The organism is Bradyrhizobium sp. USDA 3262, assembly GCF_054060035.1.
Genome location: NZ_JBSSCT010000001.1, coordinates 6802733 through 6819700, shown reverse-complemented (window position 1 = coordinate 6819700; position 16968 = coordinate 6802733). Strand labels below are relative to the sequence as shown.

Here is a 16968-nt window from a genome sequence, read left to right as displayed (position 1 = left end):
TGCGCGTGCTGCGGTTACGCTCGCGTGCCGGTGAAGGGGAAGCTGCCCATCGGGCCGATGCCCATCTCGCCGGAGATGCCGTCGCCGGAGACCTTGCCGGTGAATTCGAGCGTCAGAGGCATCGGATTGGTGATGGAAACCTTCCAGGCGACGTCGTCGCCGTTCACGGTGCCGTCGAAGATTTCGGTGGAGTTGCCCTCGGCGCCCTGCGTGCCGGTGAGCGTGCCGCCCGAGCTTGCCAGCGACAGCGTCGCCTTGCGCTCGCCCATCGGGGTCGTCATCGTGAGATTCCAGTTTCCGTCCACCGCCATTGATGCCTCCCCTCCAGGTAAAGCGCTTTCAAGCGAAATGGCTACCGGTTCGCGTGAAGAAAACGCGTGCGCGGGTATAGCCCATCTTGCCGCGCGCGCCTAGTTCGCGGCTGCGGCGATCAGGCGCGGGCGGCGGCGCGCAGCCGGCTTCCGACCAGGAAGCGGAAGGCGACATACTGGATCGCGAAGGCGGCGATCTTGGCGCCGACCAGCACCACCGACACGTAGAATGCCCACAGCTTCATGTCGCCGGTCGCCGCGATCGCAATGGTGCCGGCGGCGAGGATGAACATCAGCCCGGCCCAGGCGTAGCCGGCGAGGGTGGCGTATTCCGGAATCGTCTCGGTCACGATCGGCGGCAAATAGCGCAGCATCCAGCCGCGCTTGAGCATGATCGCGCCGATCGCGATGTGGCCGATCGCGGGTTTCGCCAGTACGAAGCGCGGATCGTTGGTGAAAAGCGTCGCACCGCCGAGCACGATCACCAACCCAAGGCTCGCCCAGGTCATGTAGCCGAGCGCCTGTCCCTTGACGCGCGCATAGACCACTTGTGCGATCGCGCCCGCGATCGCAACGCCCGTGGCGATCAGGACATTGTCGGTGGCGAAATAGACCACCAGGAAGACGATGGTGGAGAGGAAGTCGCTCGCAAGCCTGGCAAATACGCTCTTCATCGTCGTGGTTTCCGTTTCCTCGGGATGATCGTGGTGATGTTGTTATGACAGCGTTTAGCGGGACGGCAGCGCGCCGGCCGGCGGCGCCGCGTCCTTGGCCGCGCGATGGTGCGGATACCAGTGGGTGAAGTACACCGCCGCGTTACGTGCGGCGAAGGCGATCAAGAGGCCCGTCCACAGCGGCAGCGCCGGCACGTAAAGCACCGCAATGTTGCCGATCAGCATGAGCAGCATCGCGACGGTCCAGGCACCGGTGATCAGGTAGTTGGCACGGAGGAAGCCGGGCAGCTTCGCGGTCTCGGCATCGACCTGCTCCAGCGCATATTGCCGCGTGAAGGGATGGCCGATCATGATCGAGCCGAGCGACACCAGCAGCATGCCGGCATCGACCGCGATCTTCACCGCGATGCTGCTCGACGTCGCGTCGACGAAGATGAGGTAGAAGCCGACCGCGGCGAACACGATCACCGAACCGACGCCGAGGATCTTGATGCTGCGGCCGCGTGCGACATCGAACGCGATCACGGCAAGGCAGATCAGGGCGGCACAGAGCAGGCTCACCGTGGCCGAGGTCAGCAGCATCAGCATGGCGAAGGCGCCGTAGGGAGCGAGGATCAGGAAGATCGTCATGGTGAGCCTCATCGGCTGATCTTTACATCGTAAAGATACCCTAGAGGCGAGCAATGGAAGCGTCAAGCGAAATCTTTACAGTGTCAAAATCGTGAGGTGACTGGAAAAAATCCAGTTCTGACAGTGACATAAAGGTGGCTCTCGCACTTGGCGCTCGCCATCCCGCATCGTTATGGCCGGGCATGGCCGTTGACGGGCGGCGTCGCTTCCGCTGGCTTATGTCCCGGCCATCCACTTTCCCGCAAGTGGCGACAAAGATGCCCGGCACGAGGCCGGGCATGACGAGCGGAGGAATTGCTGTGCTGACGTCTGGGACGATCGACGATTACTCCGCGCCCACCCAATTGCCGTGGAATCCATCCGGCACGCGGTGGCCGAGATGGACCAGCGCGGTCGGGCCCGCTTCGACATCTTGCGCGTTGAACACGGCGAGGTCGCTGCGGTTTTCGCGGGCGCGCCAGACCACCGCGAGCAGCCAGCCGTCGCCTTCCGCGGCGTCAGCGCCGCGCTCGACGAAGACAGGCTCGGAGATCGTATCGCCGGCGGGCAGCAGATAGTGGCCGAGCCGCTTGCCACGGCCGTCGACATGCACGATGCCCGACAGCGCACCGAACATCGGCAGATCGGGGTTGGCGCAGGCATACCAGCCGTGATTGCTGGCAAATCCGGCGCGGCGATCGTCGACGCGGGGGAATTCGCCGGTGAGGTCGTCGAGATAGGTTTGCGTGAAGCGGTCGGTGTTGCCGGAGAGGTCGAAGGTCCAGCGGCAATAGCGCGCGCGGTTCTTCCGCGGGTCGGTCGGCGAGCCGTCGGGATGGTTGAACAGCGGCGCTTCCTCGAACTGCATCACGTCGGCGATGATGCGGTTGCCGTCCTCCCACGCGTTCATCACGTGGAAAACGTAGCAGGTCTCGGCGCGGAACCAGACGATGTCCTTTGACGCGCCGCTGCGCTTCATGACGCCGACATAGGCGCCTTTCTCCGGCTCCCAGGCATAGGGCGCCTGTCCGCGCATCGCGCGCTGCATGCTGCCGGTGATCGGCAGGATCGGAAACAGCACATGGTTCTCGGTGACGATGAAGTCGTGCACCATGCTGGCATAGGGCGCCTCGAAGCGTTCGAACCGCGTCACCACGCCGGACGAGCTGACCGCGCCGAACGACAGTGCCGGCGTCAGCGGGCCCGCGGCGTTGTAGCCGAAGAACACCATCTCGCCGGTGACCGGATCGATCTTGGGATGCGCGGTGAAGGGGCCTGTGATTGCGCCCTTGTAGTCGCAATAGCCGAGGCGATTGAGCGTGCCGGGCTCGATCTCGGTCGGCAGATGGCCTTCCTCCAGTGCGAGCAGGCGGCCGCCATGGAAGATGATGTTGGTGTTGGCGACGCCGCCGTCGGTCGTGGTCGTCGCCGGCGTATCCGGCATCTTGCGCCCGAAGCCGCCGAACAGCGCGCGGCCGGCATCGTGCTCGGCCTGCCATTTCGGCGTGCGGACCCAGCGGTTGCGGTAGCTGGCGCGGCCGTTCTCGAGATGGAAGGCGTGCAGCATGCCGTCGCCGACGAACCAGTGCGCACCCGGCGCCTCGAATTGCGGATTGGGGCCGTTGCGATAGAGCGTGCCGTTCAGCTCGCGCGGCAATTCGCCCGAGATCTTCAGGAATGGCGCGTCGGCTTCGAATGGGATCGGCGCCAGATTGGTGCGCGCCGCATTGGATGTGACCTGGTCGAGCATTCCGCATCTCCCTGCATTATGATCTTTACATCGTAAAGATATCAGTAGGGATGACGCCACCGATCGTCAAGCAAAATCTTTACAGTGTAAAAATTGCGACATATAAGGGCCCGATGGCAAGAATCTCCAAAGAAAACAAGGCGACTCGCCCGGCACGGGCCCCGACCCGCCGGGTTGCACGAACCGCGGCGGCTCGTCCGGCCCCACGGCGCCGCGCCAACGACACGCCGTATCATCACGGCGATCTGCATGAGGCACTGTTGAAGGCCGCCGAGCGCGTGCTCGAGCGTGATGGATTGGCGGGACTGACATTGCGTGCGGTGGCGCGCGAGGCCGGTGTGTCGCACGCCGCTCCGACGCATCATTTCGGCGATCTCACCGGTTTGCTCAGCGAACTCGCGGCGATCGGTTTCCGGCAATTTGGCCTCGCGATGGCGGCTGCGGATGCTTCGGCGGCCACGACGCCCGAGAAGGGCGTGGCGAGCGCCAAGGCTTATGTTGCCTATGCGCAGGCACATCCCGGCATGTACGGGCTGATGTTCCGCAGTGAGCGGCTCGATCATTCGCGGCCGTCGCTGCACGAGGCGTCCGAGGCGTCGTTCGCAGGGCTGACCCGCGGCGTCGGCGCCAGCCGGCACGAGCAGATTTCCAAGGAGCAGCTCACGCTGGATCAGGCCGCCGCGATCGCGTCCGCCTGGTCGCTCGTGCATGGTTTCACCATGCTGCTGCTCGACGGACGCCTCAAGACGATTCTGGATCGGTCGCCCGAGGGCACGTCCGCGGAAATGTTGTTGACCGCGATGCTGCGATTGTCCGCGGGCCGCTCGGCGCGGCCGTAATGAAGCTACCCTTGTCGTGCCGGCGCGTTGACGCGGCATGGCACGATCACCGCGCGTTCCCTGGAAACGTCCGAACCCGCGCAAGCGGGCGGGCGAGGCAGAAGGGCTGAGGTTCTCGTCACCTCGCCCCGCCTGCGGGGAGAGGTCGGAACGCATCGCTAGATGCGTTCCGGGTGAGGGGACTCTCCGCGAGCGCAACTATCACCGTATACGCGGAGACAGCCCCTCACCCCGTAAGAACGTTGAGAGGGAGCGCAACGCCGTGCGCGCTAGCGTTTGGTCAGCGACGTGGTCCGGCCGCTCTGTCCGACCGTCTTCACCGTATCCGTGCCGCATTTGAAATCGCGGGCGAAATCGTCGGCGGCCTGCCGCGCCAGCGCGTTGGCATTGGGATTGGCCGCGACGTCGACATAGGCGACATGACAGACATCGCCCGGCGGCAGCCGGGTCACGGCGAGCATCGCCCGCGAGACAGGGCCGCCGCGCTTGTCCTGCTCGCTGTTGTCGGCGATCTGCCAGCGCTGGATGATCGCAAACGGCTTGCCGCCGACTGCTCGCCATTCGACCGTATCGCCGGTCGAGCTGAACGGGCCGAACCAGGCCTGCGCCGCCGGTTCCCTGGCTGCTGCCTCGTGGTTTCGGCCGACCGAGACCACTTCGCGCAGGTCGCCCTCGTTGATCAGCACCACGAGCCCGGATTTTCCCGGACAGACCCTCGTGGTGCTGCCGTCCTCCTCGCTGGGCTTGCCGATCATGCGGCAGGCCTTCGGCGCGGTCGATGTGTAGCTGCTGCTGATCGTCTCAGCGCCGGCCTGACCAGGATTTGCACCGGCAAGCGCCATAACGACTGTTGCAAAAGCAAGGTATTTCATCGGGGGAAACCTGGGATCCGGACGTTACTTTGTGTCTGACATATGCAATCTGGGGAAGGTTCAATAGACACGCGGGAAACACCTGACAGGCGCGCGGAATCGTCCTAGAAGGGCGGCTTCGCAACTTCTGTCGCGTGCACTTGCGTGCCGTAACCTTGATCGTCATGTCCACGATATCATCCAACAAGCCCTATCGCGTCGGCCGTTCCCGTACCGGTCTTGGCCTTTTCGCCACCAAGCCGATCAAGAAAGGCACCAAGATCATCCGTTATTTCGGGCCATTGCTCGACTCGAAGAAGAAGGATGAGGACGCGATCGAGAACAAATATCTGTTCGAGCTCACCAACCGCTGGACCATCGACGGCTCGATCCGCGAGAACGTCGCGCGCTACATCAACCACGCCTGCAGGCCGAACGCGGAATCCGACGTTCGCCCACGCAAGCGCAAGGTGTTCATCCGCGCCATCAAGGACATCGAGCCCGGCGACGAAATCAATTACGACTACGGAACCGACTATTTCAAAGCCTATCTGAAGCCGATCGGCTGCAAGTGCGATGCCTGCGAGAGGAAGCGCAAGAAGAAGCGCGCGGAGGCGAGGGCGGAGCGGGTGCGGCTGAAGGAAAGGGCCGAGCGGAAGGCGCAGCGCAAGGCCGAGAAGCTCGCCGAGGAGCGGGCCAGGCAGCGGAAGGCGAAGAAGGCTGCCAAAGCAAACGGCAAGCTCGTCAACGGCACGGCGCTGAACGGCAGTCACCTCAATGGTCACAGCCTGATCAACACGGCGGGCAAGGAGGCTGCCTCGTCGAAGCGCGGCACCGCTCGGGCGCTGAACGCCTGATACCCACGTCGCTCGAAAACGCTCTAGCGGCTCGGCCGGTGCGCCGCGCGTGGTAACGGGGAATTGCCGAAATCCAGCGTCGAGCGCTGGATGATCGTGCCGTGCTCGTCGATGACGAGACGGAAACGCTTGCTCCCCGAGAAGAATGTGAGGCGATGGCGTCCCTGATCGGCGTCGAGCCCGCGCTCCGAACGCGTCGTGATTGCGCCCGAGCGCATCCCGGCCTGCAGCAGCGGAACCGCGATGCCGAGGCCTTCGGCGACGATATTGGCGTCGACCTCGAACGCGCCGTCCGCGAATGTGATCGTCGTCATGATGCCCTCGCGGGATGGTGGACGGGACGCGGCACGTAGGCGCATTCGGCGAGCGTCGTCCCGTCGAGCTCGCGCATGAAGGCCTCGCGCGCCGCGGCAAGCTTCGCCTTCAGCCGGCAGCGCGGCAGCAGCAGGCAGTCTCCGCCATCATCCCTGAAACATTCGACCAGCGCGCTGCCGCCTTCCAGCGCGCGCACCACCTGGCCGAGGGTGATGGTCTCCGCCGGCCGCGCCAGCGAAAAGCCGCCGCCGGCGCCGCGTTGGGTGGCAATGAAGCCGGCCTCGGCAAGATCGCGCACCACCTTGGCGAGGTGGTTGCGGGAAATGTCGAACTCGGCCGCGATCTCGCTGGTGGCAAACGAACGGTCCGGCTCGCCGGCCAGCCGCATCAGGGCGCGGAGCGCAAAATCCGTGAACGATGTCAGGCGCATGGAAGCCCTTCGAAATCAGCACTTGGCGGATCAGCTATAGCAGGCTAAATAGGTATTTGAAATGCATATTTAGGATGTGAGCCATGACAGGAGCAGAGCGCCGCGAGCAGATCACCGCAGGGATCGTCGCGCGGACCGGGATCACCGAGGCCATGATCGAGCAGCTGGTGCATGCCTTCTACGCCGAGGTCCGCAAGGACCCGGTGATCGGGCCGGTGTTCGAGAGCAGGATCAGCAATTGGGCGCCGCATCTGGCCCAGATGTGCGCGTTCTGGTCCTCGGTCGCGCTGATGACCGGGCGCTATCACGGCACGCCGATGGTCAAGCATATGCCGCTGCCGATCGACGCCGCGCATTTCGACCGCTGGCTCGAACTGTTCGAGGCGACCGCAGCCGAGCTGTGCCCGCCGGCGGCGGCGGCGCATTTCATCGATCGCGCGCGGCGCATCGCCTCGAGCCTCGAGATGGGCGTTGCCAGCGGGCAGGGCGTGATGCTGGCGGTCGGCGAGCGTTACAGGCGAAGCGAAGCAGGAGCAGTGCAATGAGGAACAGGGCGAAGGCGATTGCGCGCGCCATCGACGGCGCATGGTTTCATCAGGATCAGGCCGATCCGTTTTCCGGCAGCAGCCTCATGCCGATGCTGATCATCGGCCTGGCGCTGACCTTTGCCGGCATGATCGTCGCGGTGGTGCTGAGCTGACAGAAACGGCCGCCGCGTTTGCCGCGACGGCCGCTCGTCACGTCTGGCATTCGGTTTACGCCGCGACCGCCTCACCGCTGCGGCGCAGCCCGACATATTGCAGCTCGGCGAACACGCCGGCGGCGATCGCCTGGGCGAGGATCACGATGGTCCCGAAGAGGTTTGGCGATACCGCGCCCGACAGCAGCAGCGCGATGCTGGCGAGCGTCCAGGCCGCGTTGCCGACGACCACCAGCATCACCAGCGGCTTCGGCACCGACATGCGCGTGCCGAGCCAGCCGACCAGCGCGGTATAGGCGATCAGGAACAGCCCGGTCTCGCGCAGCAGCGCTTCCGGCAGGCCGAGCAGTGATGCCAGCGCGCCGGCGTCGAGCACCATCGCTATGGCGGATACGCCGCTGAAGACGGCATCGGCAAGCAAAGCGCGGCGCAGCAGCTGGGACGAATGGATCATGGCAGGGTCTCCTCTGGTTGGGATGGGGGTGGTCAGCGGAACAGGGACTGCAGCTGACGCCACAGCCGGAGCGGACACAGCGCCTTGCCGACTCTCGTCTCGACCGCATAGACCTGCGCGAACACGAACACGCCGGTTGCGTGCACGAGCGGCTGCGGCATGTTGAGCGAGCGCGCCAGCAGCCAGGTGGTCAGATGCACCAGCCACGGCAGCAGGACGGCGAGGGCGCGGACAAGGGACAGCATCAGCATGGTCATCTCCTGTGTCGTGGAAGATGAGCCGGCCGGCGCGCCAATTCGATTACCTCAGGCGTAATGGAACGGGCGAATTCCGCATGGTAGGTTTTGCACCATGAACGCACATGCATCCATGGCGCGGGCCGAGCCCGCCAAACCCATCCTGATCGGCGAGCACCTGCGCGATTGGCGGCAGCGCCGCCATCTCAGCCAGCTCGACCTTGCCGTCGATGCCGAGATCTCGGCGCGGCATCTGAGCTTCGTCGAGACCGGCCGCTCGGCGCCGTCGCGCGACATGGTCCTCAAACTGGCGGAGCGCCTTGACGTGCCCCTACGCGAACGCAACGTGCTGCTGGTCGCCGCGGGTTTCGCGCCCGCATTCCCGCAACGCTCGCTGGATGATCCGGCGCTGAAATCGGCGCGCGAGGCGATCAATCTGGTGCTGAAAGCGCACGAGCCCAATCCGGCGCTGGCCTATGACCGGCACTGGAATCTGGTCTCTGCCAACCGCATGGTTGCGCCGCTGCTCGAGGGCGTGCCGCAGCGGCTGCTCGGCCAGCCCTTCAACATCCTGCGGCTTGCCTTCCACCCCGAGGGCCTCGCGCCGCGCACCGTGAACCTCGCGGAATGGGCCGCGCACCTACTGGAGCGGCTGCATCGGCAATGCGAGGCAACGGCCGATCCGGAGCTGCTCAAGCTCTATCAGGACCTGAAGTCCTATCCGATCCCGGCGCGGTCGGCCCCGATCACCACCGACAACAACGTCGCGCTTCCCTTCAAGCTCCGCCTCAATGGCGAGATCCTGAGCTTCATCTCGACCACCATGGTGTTCGGCACGCCGGTCGACATCACGCTGCAGGAGCTGGCGCTGGAGACCTTCTTCCCGGCCGATGAGCTGACCGCCGAGCGGATGCGGCAGATGGCAGCCAGTATGAAATAGCGGCTTGTCTTGGGGCGCGTTCGGCCTACCTTTGGGGTTCCATTTCCGCCGGGAACCCGCCATGAGCGATCTGAAGCCGCTTCGCCTCGACATCGTCTCCGACGTCGTTTGCCCCTGGTGCTATATCGGCAAGCATCGCATCGAGGATGCGCTCAAGCTGGTGCCCGATGTGCCGGTCGAGGTGCATTGGCGGCCGTTCTTCCTCAACAATTGGGTGCCGCGCGAGGGCATCAGCCGCGAGGAATATCTCACCGCCAAGTTCGGCTCGGTCGAGGCCTACAAGGGCATTGCCGGCCGCGTGGTCGCCGCCGCCAATGAGGAGGGGCTCACCTACCATCCCGAGCTCGTCAAGCGGCAGCCCAACACGATCGACTGCCATCGCCTGATCCACTGGGCCGAGGCCAAGGGCAAGGCGGCCGAGATGAAGCAGCGGCTGATGGAGCTGTATTTCCGCGACGGCGGCGATCTCACCGACAGCAACGTGCTGGTGCAGGCAGCAAGCGACGTCGGGCTCGATGCCGACGACGTGCGCAAGCGTCTCGCCACCGACGAAGATGTCGCCCTGGTCTCGGCGCAGGCCCAGGAAGCCGCCGAGAAGGGGATTTCGGGCGTGCCGACCTTCGTGTTCGCGCAGAAATACGCGGTGTCCGGCGCCCAGCCGGCCGAGCAACTCGCCCGCGCCATCCGCCAGGTCTCGGCCGAGATCAACGCGCAGGCGGCGCAGTAGTCCGCAGTCCACATCGAAAGCCCGGCTCATGCCGGGCTTTTTCGCTTGCCCACATCATCCATCGGAAACAATCAGGGAGACCATCATGATCTATGAGCTGCGCACCTACACGGTACGTCCAGGCGCCGTCGGCGAGATGGTGAAGGCCGCGAGCACGATCTCGCGCGATATCCGCGCCGACAATTTCGGCAAGCTGGAAGGCTACTGGATCACCGAGATCGGTCCGCTCAATCAGGTCATGCATATGTGGAGCTACGCCGATCTCAACGAGCGGACCCGGCTGCGCGCCGAGCTCGCCAAGAATCCGCGCTGGACCGGCGAGTATATTCCGGTGATCCGTCCGCTGCTGGTGCGGCAGGAGGTGCGGCTGCTCAATGCCGTGATCCCGCCGGTGGCGCCGGCGACCAAGGGCAACATCTACGAATTCCGCAACTATCGCGCCAAGCCGGTCGGCGGCGCCAAGCAATGGCTCGATCTGATCACCGGCGTGATGCCGGAGCGCGAGAAATACTCCAAGATCGTCGGTCTCTGGACCACCGAAGCCGGGCAGCCCAACGAGGTCTGCCACATCTGGGCCTATCCCGATCTCAACGCCCGCGCCGCCGCACGCGGCAACGCGATGAAGGATCCGGCCTGGCTGGAATTTTTGAGCAAGGGCACGCAGGTGCTCGAGGAGATGCACTCGACCATCATGCTGCCGGCACCGCACTCGCCGTTGCAGTAAGGCAGGCGCTGGTCGCGCCGCGTTTCCCAATGATGCGCCGAGCGCAAGGCAGAGAGGCCGCCGGTTGAGGCGGCCTTTTCGTTTGGCGTCGGGACGTCGAGAGCGCGGGCAAAAAGCCCCATCCGATGTTTCCATCAGATGAGGCTTTCGAAGCAAGGGCGCGCGCCGTCTGAGAACCAGCGCGCCACAACGCTAGTCGGGCCAGCTGACACCAACCTGACGGCGGCTGCCCGTTGTTTCCCGATGTGTCTGCATGCCTACGAAAGGGTAAACCGCATTATCCGGGCTTGCCGCGCCGGCTGCGGATGAAGCGCACGGCGCCGCGCGCGCCTTCGTAGGCGAATTTGTTCAGGGTCAGCGCGGCGTGAATGGCCGGCACCAGCGGATCGCGGCGCCGCAGCGGCAGCAAGACGTCGCCGATCGCGAAGCGGCCGCGCCAGATCGGGTCGATCATGGGGTGGCCGGGCGCCGCCGTGGAATCGGCCGAATTGATCGCGGGATCGGCGCAGAGATGGCGCGTCAGCTCCAGCGTCAGCTGCGTGCCGGGCGAATGTTTCGCAAAACGCTCGTCGACGCCGATCTTGAAGAAGAAGGCTCGGTCCTGGTGGCGCACCACGATGCCGCCCGCGACCGGCGTGTCGCCCGCATGCAGCGTGATGATCTCGCAGCGGCCGGCTTCGGCCATCGTCGACGTCGCGCGGCGGATGAAGGCCGCATCGCCGGCATGCTGGCTGAGCGCCGTGCCGCGCTGGCCCTTCCAGCCACCGGCTTCTAGGACAAGGAAAGTCTCGAGCGCCGTCGCAACCTCGTGCGGCGTGCGGGCGACATCGAAGCGCACCGCGCCGTGGTCGGACAGGCGATGGTGCTGACGGCGCAGCTCCTTCAGCTTCTTAGGCCCGAGCGCGTCGCGCAACAATTCGTCGGCATCGCGCGTCGCATCCAGCTGGGCGCGCTGATAGGCGCTCAGCACGCGCGGCTGCAACCCGTCTCGCGCCAGCACCGCGCGGATCGCCGCCATGGCCGGGCCCTCGAGCGACATGGTGCGCAGGATCAGCGCATGCGCGCCCGCATTGCGCGCCTGCCGCAGCATCTTGCCCACCGCTTCCTCGGCGGCGTCGCGGTCGAGCAGCGGCGTGCACAGCGTGCCATAAGGTTCGGCGCCGACCAGCGCGGGCAGGGGGATGCGGTAGATCCGCCGCATCGGAACGACCGGCAACAGCCCGATCAATTGCCCGGCATCGCCTGCGGCACTGAGCAGCGCCGCGCCGGTGCGGCCGCGCGCGGAGGCATCGACCGCCAACTCCCAGTCGGGCTGATAGTAGCCATTGGCCTCGATCGCGCGCGCGGCAAGCGCACGCCATGCATTGAGCGGCGCGGCCGACAGCGGCGGCAACGTGCGATCGTCCGTGGCATCCCTGCGCGATGCACGGTGGATCATTGCCTGGTCAGCAATATCGGCCACGTCCCTGTTTCCCCAGTCCGCGAGGCCGATTGGCCTTGCGTTCGTCAGGGCAACGCTAGCGGAAAGAAATGGAAAATGCCGTTGAGGCCATCAGGCAATTTGAGCGGTCGTGTTAACGGGCCGTTCAGCATACCCGGTGCGCGCCGGCCTGGCCGTCTCGCCGGCTCAAGCGCTAGGGTTTGGCGCTCCGCTGCGCTTCCGCCGCAACGGTGCTCTCGACCGGTTCGTAATTCTGCGTCACGCAATTGTCGTCGGCCTCCACCTGCCGGCGATCGAAGATCGCGCCGTCGTTGATGAAGACGCGATAGGTCTGCGTCCCCAGGGGCTTGCCGATCACCGATGTCAGCTCGGCGCGGACGCAGGCGGTCCAGCCGGTGCCGCGCGGGTCGTGCAGCGGGGCGGAGACCCGCACATGGGTCGGCTGTGAACCGGCCGTGAACACCGAATCCAGCTTGCCCGCGACCAGCCGTTTGACGTCCGGAGGCGTCTCGAGCGGGGCCGGCTCTGTAGCCTTGACCTTCAAGGCCTCCGGCCACACCGCGTGGCTGTCCGCCAGCCCGCAGCCACTCAATATGAAGGCGGCGCCGGCCAGCAGCGCCGCCAGATGTACTTGTCCCTGTCCCATTGAGCGAATTTAATGTGCCACCGCCAAGATTGCGCCCCCCTGGTGGCGCTGAATTCGCATCGCGCGGCGCTTTGTCGATCAACAAATGTCGAGCGACAAGTTATCGTTGGGGTAGAGGTATTACCGGATGTTGCTGCGGCGGCGGGGGAGACAGACTGACATGAAACGCTTCACGGTTGCTGCCGTCATTCTGGCGCTGCTCGCGACGCCCACGCTGGCGCAAGGCCGGCGAGGGGGCGGTGGGGGCGATACGAAGACGGAGCAGAAGCCCAAAGTCGACGAGAAGGCCTACAAGGCCGCGCTCGATCGGATCCCTGAGCCCAAGGAGAAATACGATCCCTGGGGCGTCACCAAGCCGGCAGCCGATCCGGCCAAGAAGCCGAAATAGCCGGGCTCGCGAGGTCTCTGCGGCCATTCGACATCCGAACGGCATGAACCTTGGCCTGACGGCATCCGACCCATCTTCGATGTCATTGTCGGAGGCCGCCATGCTTCGCCGTTCGCTCCTCAGCCTGATCGTTCCGGCAGCGATCCTGCTCGGCGCCGTGCCGGCGGCGGCGGAAAACCGGCTGGCGCTGGTGATCGGGCAGTCGGCCTACAAGTCGGTGCCCGCGCTGCCGAATCCGGCCAACGACGCCAGGGCCGTGTCGCAGATGCTGACCGATGCCGGATTTGCAGTCACGGCCGCATCGGACCTGTCGCAGGACGAGATGCGCGCACGGCTGAGCGATTTTGCCGGCCAGGTGGCGGCAAAGGGCGCCGACACCGTGGCGCTGGTGTTCTATGCCGGACATGGCCTGCAGATCGACGGCGAAAACTATCTGGTGCCGGTCGATGTCGATCCGAAGCGCGAGGCCGATATCCCGATCCAGGCGGTTCGGCTCAACGACATCCTGAATACCTTGACCTCGGTGCCGAGCCGGATGCGCATCGTGCTGCTCGATGCGTGCCGCAACAATCCTTTCCCGGAGCTCAGCAAGACCGCGGGGCACGGGCTCGCCATCGTCGATGCAAAGGTCGGCTCGCCCGGCACGTTTGTCTCGTTCTCGACCTCGCCGGGCGCGGAAGCCGAAGACGGCAGCGGCGCCAACAGCCCCTACACGACCGCGTTGCTGGCCTCGGCCAAGGAGCCGGGCATCCCGATCGAGGACACCTTCAAGCGCGTTCGCCTGGCGGTGAACAAGGCAACCGACGGCCGCCAGACGCCGTGGGACTCCTCCTCGCTCACCGACGACTTCCGTTTCATGTCGGGTGCTGCGGCGTCGCCCGCAGCGACGCCGCCGCCGGCCGCGGCCAAACGCAGCGTCGACGAATGGAAGCGCGAGTTGCAAGGCAAGCCGATCGAAGCCGCGAATGAGCTGATGGTTATCGACGGCTCCGACGAATCCTATGAAGCCTTCGCCGCGATCTTCGCCGGTACGCCACGCGGCCTGCAGGCACGCGACTGGCTCGACCGGCATCGCCGCATGGTGGCGTGGAATAGTGCTGTTCTCGCCAACACGGCGGCGGCCTATCGCGGCTTCCTCGCGCAATATCCTGACACCGACCTGACAGCGACCGCGCGCAAGATGATCGAACGGCTGCGCTACCGTCCCGATCCGGCACCCGCCGTCGCGCTCAGTGTGCCGGCGACCAACGTCGCGCTGACGGCGCCGACCTGTCCCTGCAACGCCACGCCGCCGCAACAGCCGCTGCAGCAGAGGGCCAACGTGCCGGTGAAAAAGCGGGCCGATCCCGATCCGCCGCGGCGCGCGGGCAAGCGCCCGCCGCGCGTCGTGGTCGAGGACGACGTCGTGGTGGTGCGCCGTCCGCCTCCAACCGTGGTCTATGAGCCTGCCGGACCGCCGATCGGAATCGGGATCGGCATCGGTGGCGGCGGTGGTTATCGCGGCAACTACGGCGGCGGCTATCGCCGGGGTGGATACTGACGCGCCGATCGCGTAGAGGCTTTCCCCGCATGAGATGCGGCGCCTGGTGATCGCATCCTGGGGGAGGACGCGATGCGGTCGCTGCTTTGCCTGCTTGCCGCGCTGCTGCTGTGTGCTCAGCCGGCGCGCGCCTGGGAATATTGGGGCGGCGACCGCGGCGGACAGCGCTTCTCGCCGCTGACGCAGATCACATCAGACAATGTCGGCACGCTGGTGCGCGGCTGGGAATTCCGCACCGGCGATCTCGATACTCGCCCGCCCGAGGTGATGAAGCGCACCAAGTTCGAGGTGACGCCGCTGTTCGTGGAGGACAGCCTGATCCTCTGCACGCCGTTCAACGAAGTGATCGCGCTCGATCCCGGCACCGGTGCGCAGAAATGGCGTTTCGATCCGAAGATCAGCATGGCGCAACGACCGGCCAATCGCTTTGTCTGCCGCGGCGTCGCGCACTGGACGGATGATCGTGCGGCGGAAGGCGCGGCCTGCAAGTCACGCATCTTCACCGGCACCAACGACAGGCGCCTGATCGCGCTCGATGCCAGAACCGGCAAGCCCTGCGCCGATTTCGGCAACGGTGGCGAGATCAAGATCGACGTTGGGATGAAGCTGGAATGGCCGGGCGAGTTTCAGATCACGTCGGCGCCGGTGACGGGACGCGGCGTGGTCGTGGTGGGGTCCGCGATCGGCGACAACCGGCGGGTCGACGCGCCGCTCGGCGCGGTGCGCGCGTTCGATGCGCGGACCGGCCAGCCGCGCTGGAGCTTCGATCCGCTCGTGCACAATGGCGTCGAGGCCGGCCACAGCAATGTCTGGGCGCCGATGTCGGTGGACGAGGAGCGCGGCCTGGTGTTCCTGCCGACGACTTCGCCCAGTCCGGACTTCTGGGGCGGCAAGCGCCCCGGCAACGACGAGCACGCCAATTCCGTCGTCGCGCTGCGGATCCAGACCGGCGAACTCGCATGGGCATTCCAGACCGTGCATCACGACGTCTGGGACTACGACCTGCCGGCGCAGCCGACGCTGGCGCGGATCGACACCGGCGATGGTCAGCGCGACGTCGTGATCCAGCCGACCAAGCAGGGCTTTGTGTTCGTGCTCGATCGCGACACCGGCAAGCCGGTGTGGCCGGTGGAAGAGCGCGCGGTGCCGCAGAACGGCGCCGAGGGCGAGCAGCTGTCGCCGACGCAGCCGTTCCCGACCCATGTGCCGCCGTTGCTGACGCAGCGGATGACAGCCGACGATGTCGCCGGCCTGCTGCCGGGCACCGGGAGCTCGGCCTGCGAGACGCTGCTCGCGCAATCCCGCAATGAGGGCCTTTACACGCCGCCATCGACGCAAGGCACTGTGATCTATCCGATGACCGGCGGCGGTGTGAACTGGGGCGGCGCGGCGTTCGATCCGGTCAATCAGATCCTCTACGCCAATGCCAGCCATGCGGCGCACATCGTCACACTGATTCCACGCGACCAGGCCAAGGGCTTCAATCCGCCGCCGGGTCATGAATTCGGCCAGCAGGAAGGAGCGCCGTTCGCGATGTCGCGGGCGCTGGCGAAGTCGGCGGTCGGGTCGCCCTGCAACAAGCCGCCATGGGGCGAGACGGTGGCCGTCGATCTCAAGGCCGGCAAGATCCTCTGGCATGCGTCGGTCGGCACCAGCGAGGATCTCGCGCCGCTCGGCATCGCGCTCAACACCGGCACGCCGCTGGTCAACGGCGTCGCGATCACCGCGGGCGGACTGGTGTTCACCGGCGCGATGGATGCCTATCTGCGCGCGTTCGATGCCAGGTCGGGCAAACAGCTTTGGCTCGGCCGGCTTCCGGTGCCCGGCGTCGCCAATCCGATGACCTATCTCTGGAAGGGCGAGCAGTACGTCGCGATCGGCGCCGGCGGCCATTCCGAGGCCGGCACATCGATCGGCGACAGCGTGGTGGCATTTCGATTGCCGCGTCAGGGCGAGGGGGCATCGTTGTGGACTCGCCTGATCGACTGGCCCGGCGGGCGGTTCACCGCCAAGGCTGTGGCCGCCGGACTCGTGCTCGTGGCCCTCATTGCGCTGTTGTGGCGCTGGCGGCGGAGCCGTCGCTCGCGATCCGCTTAGGTGCTCCCTGCCGCAGGTGCGCGCCGCCAAAATATCGAAAACAACCCCATGCAAAGTAGCCGGCGGCTGCCGGCGTTCGAAAAGCAACTTGACACGTCGGGCAACTCAGGGGTATTTTTCTAATATTCCGAAATGATGCAAGCGCCGCCTCGCTCCGCTAAGGCGCGATGAATTCTGGTTGAATCGGCCTGGCGGCATTCGGTGCATCTCCCCCCGCAACCGGCAGGGCAATCGCATTTGGGAAAAATCTGGCGAGAAGCGCCCCTGCGGCCCATCCTTCGAGACGCCCGCCTTTGGCGGGCTCCTCAGGATGAGGTCTTGTTTAGCGGCACAATAGTAGACCCTCATGGTGAGGAGCGCCGCTTGCGGCGCGTCTCGAACCACGAGGCCGAGTACGTGCGCAACCGCCCAAGGGACATATGCGATTGCCCTGCCCCGC

The 16968-nt window shown here is 65.8% G+C and carries 21 protein-coding genes; 10 read left to right on the top strand and 11 right to left on the bottom strand.

The genetic code is table 11. The features are described from left to right. Positions 1-14: 14 nt before the first annotated feature. The 4 genes from ACVWYP_RS32275 to ACVWYP_RS32260 form a co-directional block, all read right to left on the bottom strand. Positions 15-311, bottom strand: a complete 297-nt coding sequence (locus ACVWYP_RS32275) for a hypothetical protein (protein WP_028337138.1) — start codon at positions 309-311, stop codon at positions 15-17. 119 nt (positions 312-430) lie between these two features. Continuing rightward, on the bottom strand, positions 431-985 hold the full coding sequence (locus ACVWYP_RS32270) for an inner membrane-spanning protein YciB (protein WP_304496111.1): 555 nt from the start codon (positions 983-985) through the stop codon (positions 431-433). Between the two features lie 54 nt (positions 986-1039). After that, a complete protein-coding gene (locus ACVWYP_RS32265) occupies positions 1040-1627 on the bottom strand; it encodes a hypothetical protein (RefSeq protein ID WP_439711104.1) in 588 nt (195 codons plus the stop codon). Positions 1628-1940: 313 nt separating this feature from the next. Further along, positions 1941-3344, bottom strand: coding sequence for a carotenoid oxygenase family protein (locus ACVWYP_RS32260; protein ID WP_304496110.1), 1404 nt, complete (start codon positions 3342-3344; stop codon positions 1941-1943). Positions 3345-3457: 113 nt separating this feature from the next. Between ACVWYP_RS32260 and ACVWYP_RS32255 the strand changes: the two genes are divergently transcribed. Continuing rightward, complete coding sequence (locus tag ACVWYP_RS32255) at positions 3458-4183, top strand: TetR/AcrR family transcriptional regulator (protein ID WP_304496109.1); 726 nt, start codon at positions 3458-3460, stop codon at positions 4181-4183. A gap of 269 nt (positions 4184-4452) precedes the next feature. On the opposite strand, the gene ACVWYP_RS32250 is transcribed toward ACVWYP_RS32255, so the two are convergent. Further along, complete coding sequence (locus ACVWYP_RS32250; RefSeq protein ID WP_304496108.1) at positions 4453-5055, bottom strand: hypothetical protein; 603 nt, start codon at positions 5053-5055, stop codon at positions 4453-4455. Between the two features lie 164 nt (positions 5056-5219). On the opposite strand from ACVWYP_RS32250, the gene ACVWYP_RS32245 reads away from it, so the two are divergent. Then, a complete protein-coding gene (locus ACVWYP_RS32245) occupies positions 5220-5891 on the top strand; it encodes an SET domain-containing protein (RefSeq protein WP_304496107.1) in 672 nt (223 codons plus the stop codon). 23 nt (positions 5892-5914) lie between these two features. Here the strand turns inward: ACVWYP_RS32245 and ACVWYP_RS32240 are convergent, their stop codons facing one another. Both ACVWYP_RS32240 and ACVWYP_RS32235 read right to left on the bottom strand, forming a co-directional pair. Next, positions 5915-6205, bottom strand: coding sequence for a DUF6522 family protein (locus tag ACVWYP_RS32240; protein WP_304496106.1), 291 nt, complete (start codon positions 6203-6205; stop codon positions 5915-5917). Continuing rightward, positions 6202-6636: an RrF2 family transcriptional regulator gene (locus tag ACVWYP_RS32235; RefSeq protein WP_304496105.1), complete on the bottom strand. Its 435-nt coding sequence runs from the start codon at positions 6634-6636 to the stop codon at positions 6202-6204. The genes ACVWYP_RS32240 and ACVWYP_RS32235 overlap by 4 nt, the downstream gene beginning before the upstream one ends. 83 nt (positions 6637-6719) lie before the next feature. On the opposite strand from ACVWYP_RS32235, the gene ACVWYP_RS32230 reads away from it, so the two are divergent. Continuing rightward, positions 6720-7181 (top strand): group III truncated hemoglobin, encoded by a 462-nt coding sequence (locus tag ACVWYP_RS32230; RefSeq protein WP_304496104.1) that lies wholly within the window; start codon positions 6720-6722, stop codon positions 7179-7181. Then, entirely contained in the window at positions 7178-7336 is a 159-nt protein-coding gene (locus ACVWYP_RS32225) for a hypothetical protein (RefSeq protein WP_304496103.1), read from the top strand. Before ACVWYP_RS32230 ends, ACVWYP_RS32225 begins: the two co-directional genes overlap by 4 nt. Positions 7337-7391: 55 nt before the next feature. Here ACVWYP_RS32225 and ACVWYP_RS32220 read toward each other — a convergent pair whose 3' ends face one another. After that, positions 7392-7790, bottom strand: coding sequence for a hypothetical protein (locus ACVWYP_RS32220; protein WP_304496102.1), 399 nt, complete (start codon positions 7788-7790; stop codon positions 7392-7394). 32 nt (positions 7791-7822) lie between these two features. After that, on the bottom strand, positions 7823-8047 hold the full coding sequence (locus tag ACVWYP_RS32215) for a hypothetical protein (protein WP_453945943.1): 225 nt from the start codon (positions 8045-8047) through the stop codon (positions 7823-7825). Between the two features lie 94 nt (positions 8048-8141). Between ACVWYP_RS32215 and ACVWYP_RS32210 the strand changes: the two genes are divergently transcribed. The 3 genes from ACVWYP_RS32210 to ACVWYP_RS32200 all read left to right on the top strand — a co-directional run bounded on the left by ACVWYP_RS32210 (position 8142) and on the right by ACVWYP_RS32200 (position 10417). Beyond that, positions 8142-8966 (top strand): helix-turn-helix domain-containing protein, encoded by an 825-nt coding sequence (locus ACVWYP_RS32210; protein ID WP_304496100.1) that lies wholly within the window; start codon positions 8142-8144, stop codon positions 8964-8966. Positions 8967-9027: 61 nt separating this feature from the next. Next, positions 9028-9693, top strand: a complete 666-nt coding sequence (locus ACVWYP_RS32205) for a DsbA family oxidoreductase (RefSeq protein ID WP_304496099.1) — start codon at positions 9028-9030, stop codon at positions 9691-9693. Positions 9694-9778: 85 nt separating this feature from the next. Continuing rightward, on the top strand, positions 9779-10417 hold the full coding sequence (locus ACVWYP_RS32200; protein WP_035631194.1) for an NIPSNAP family protein: 639 nt from the start codon (positions 9779-9781) through the stop codon (positions 10415-10417). 277 nt (positions 10418-10694) lie between these two features. Here the strand turns inward: ACVWYP_RS32200 and ACVWYP_RS32195 are convergent, their stop codons facing one another. Continuing rightward, entirely contained in the window at positions 10695-11879 is a 1185-nt protein-coding gene (locus ACVWYP_RS32195; protein ID WP_028339840.1) for a GNAT family N-acetyltransferase, read from the bottom strand. Positions 11880-12051: 172 nt separating this feature from the next. After that, entirely contained in the window at positions 12052-12504 is a 453-nt protein-coding gene (locus ACVWYP_RS32190; protein WP_304496098.1) for a hypothetical protein, read from the bottom strand. 160 nt (positions 12505-12664) lie between these two features. Between ACVWYP_RS32190 and ACVWYP_RS32185 the strand changes: the two genes are divergently transcribed. The 3 genes from ACVWYP_RS32185 to ACVWYP_RS32175 all read left to right on the top strand — a co-directional run bounded on the left by ACVWYP_RS32185 (position 12665) and on the right by ACVWYP_RS32175 (position 16529). Continuing rightward, a complete protein-coding gene (locus tag ACVWYP_RS32185; protein ID WP_016848541.1) occupies positions 12665-12892 on the top strand; it encodes a hypothetical protein in 228 nt (75 codons plus the stop codon). A gap of 100 nt (positions 12893-12992) precedes the next feature. Continuing rightward, a complete protein-coding gene (locus tag ACVWYP_RS32180; RefSeq protein WP_304496097.1) occupies positions 12993-14432 on the top strand; it encodes a caspase family protein in 1440 nt (479 codons plus the stop codon). Between the two features lie 72 nt (positions 14433-14504). Then, positions 14505-16529: a pyrroloquinoline quinone-dependent dehydrogenase gene (locus ACVWYP_RS32175; RefSeq protein WP_304496096.1), complete on the top strand. Its 2025-nt coding sequence runs from the start codon at positions 14505-14507 to the stop codon at positions 16527-16529. Positions 16530-16968: the final 439 nt, after the last annotated feature.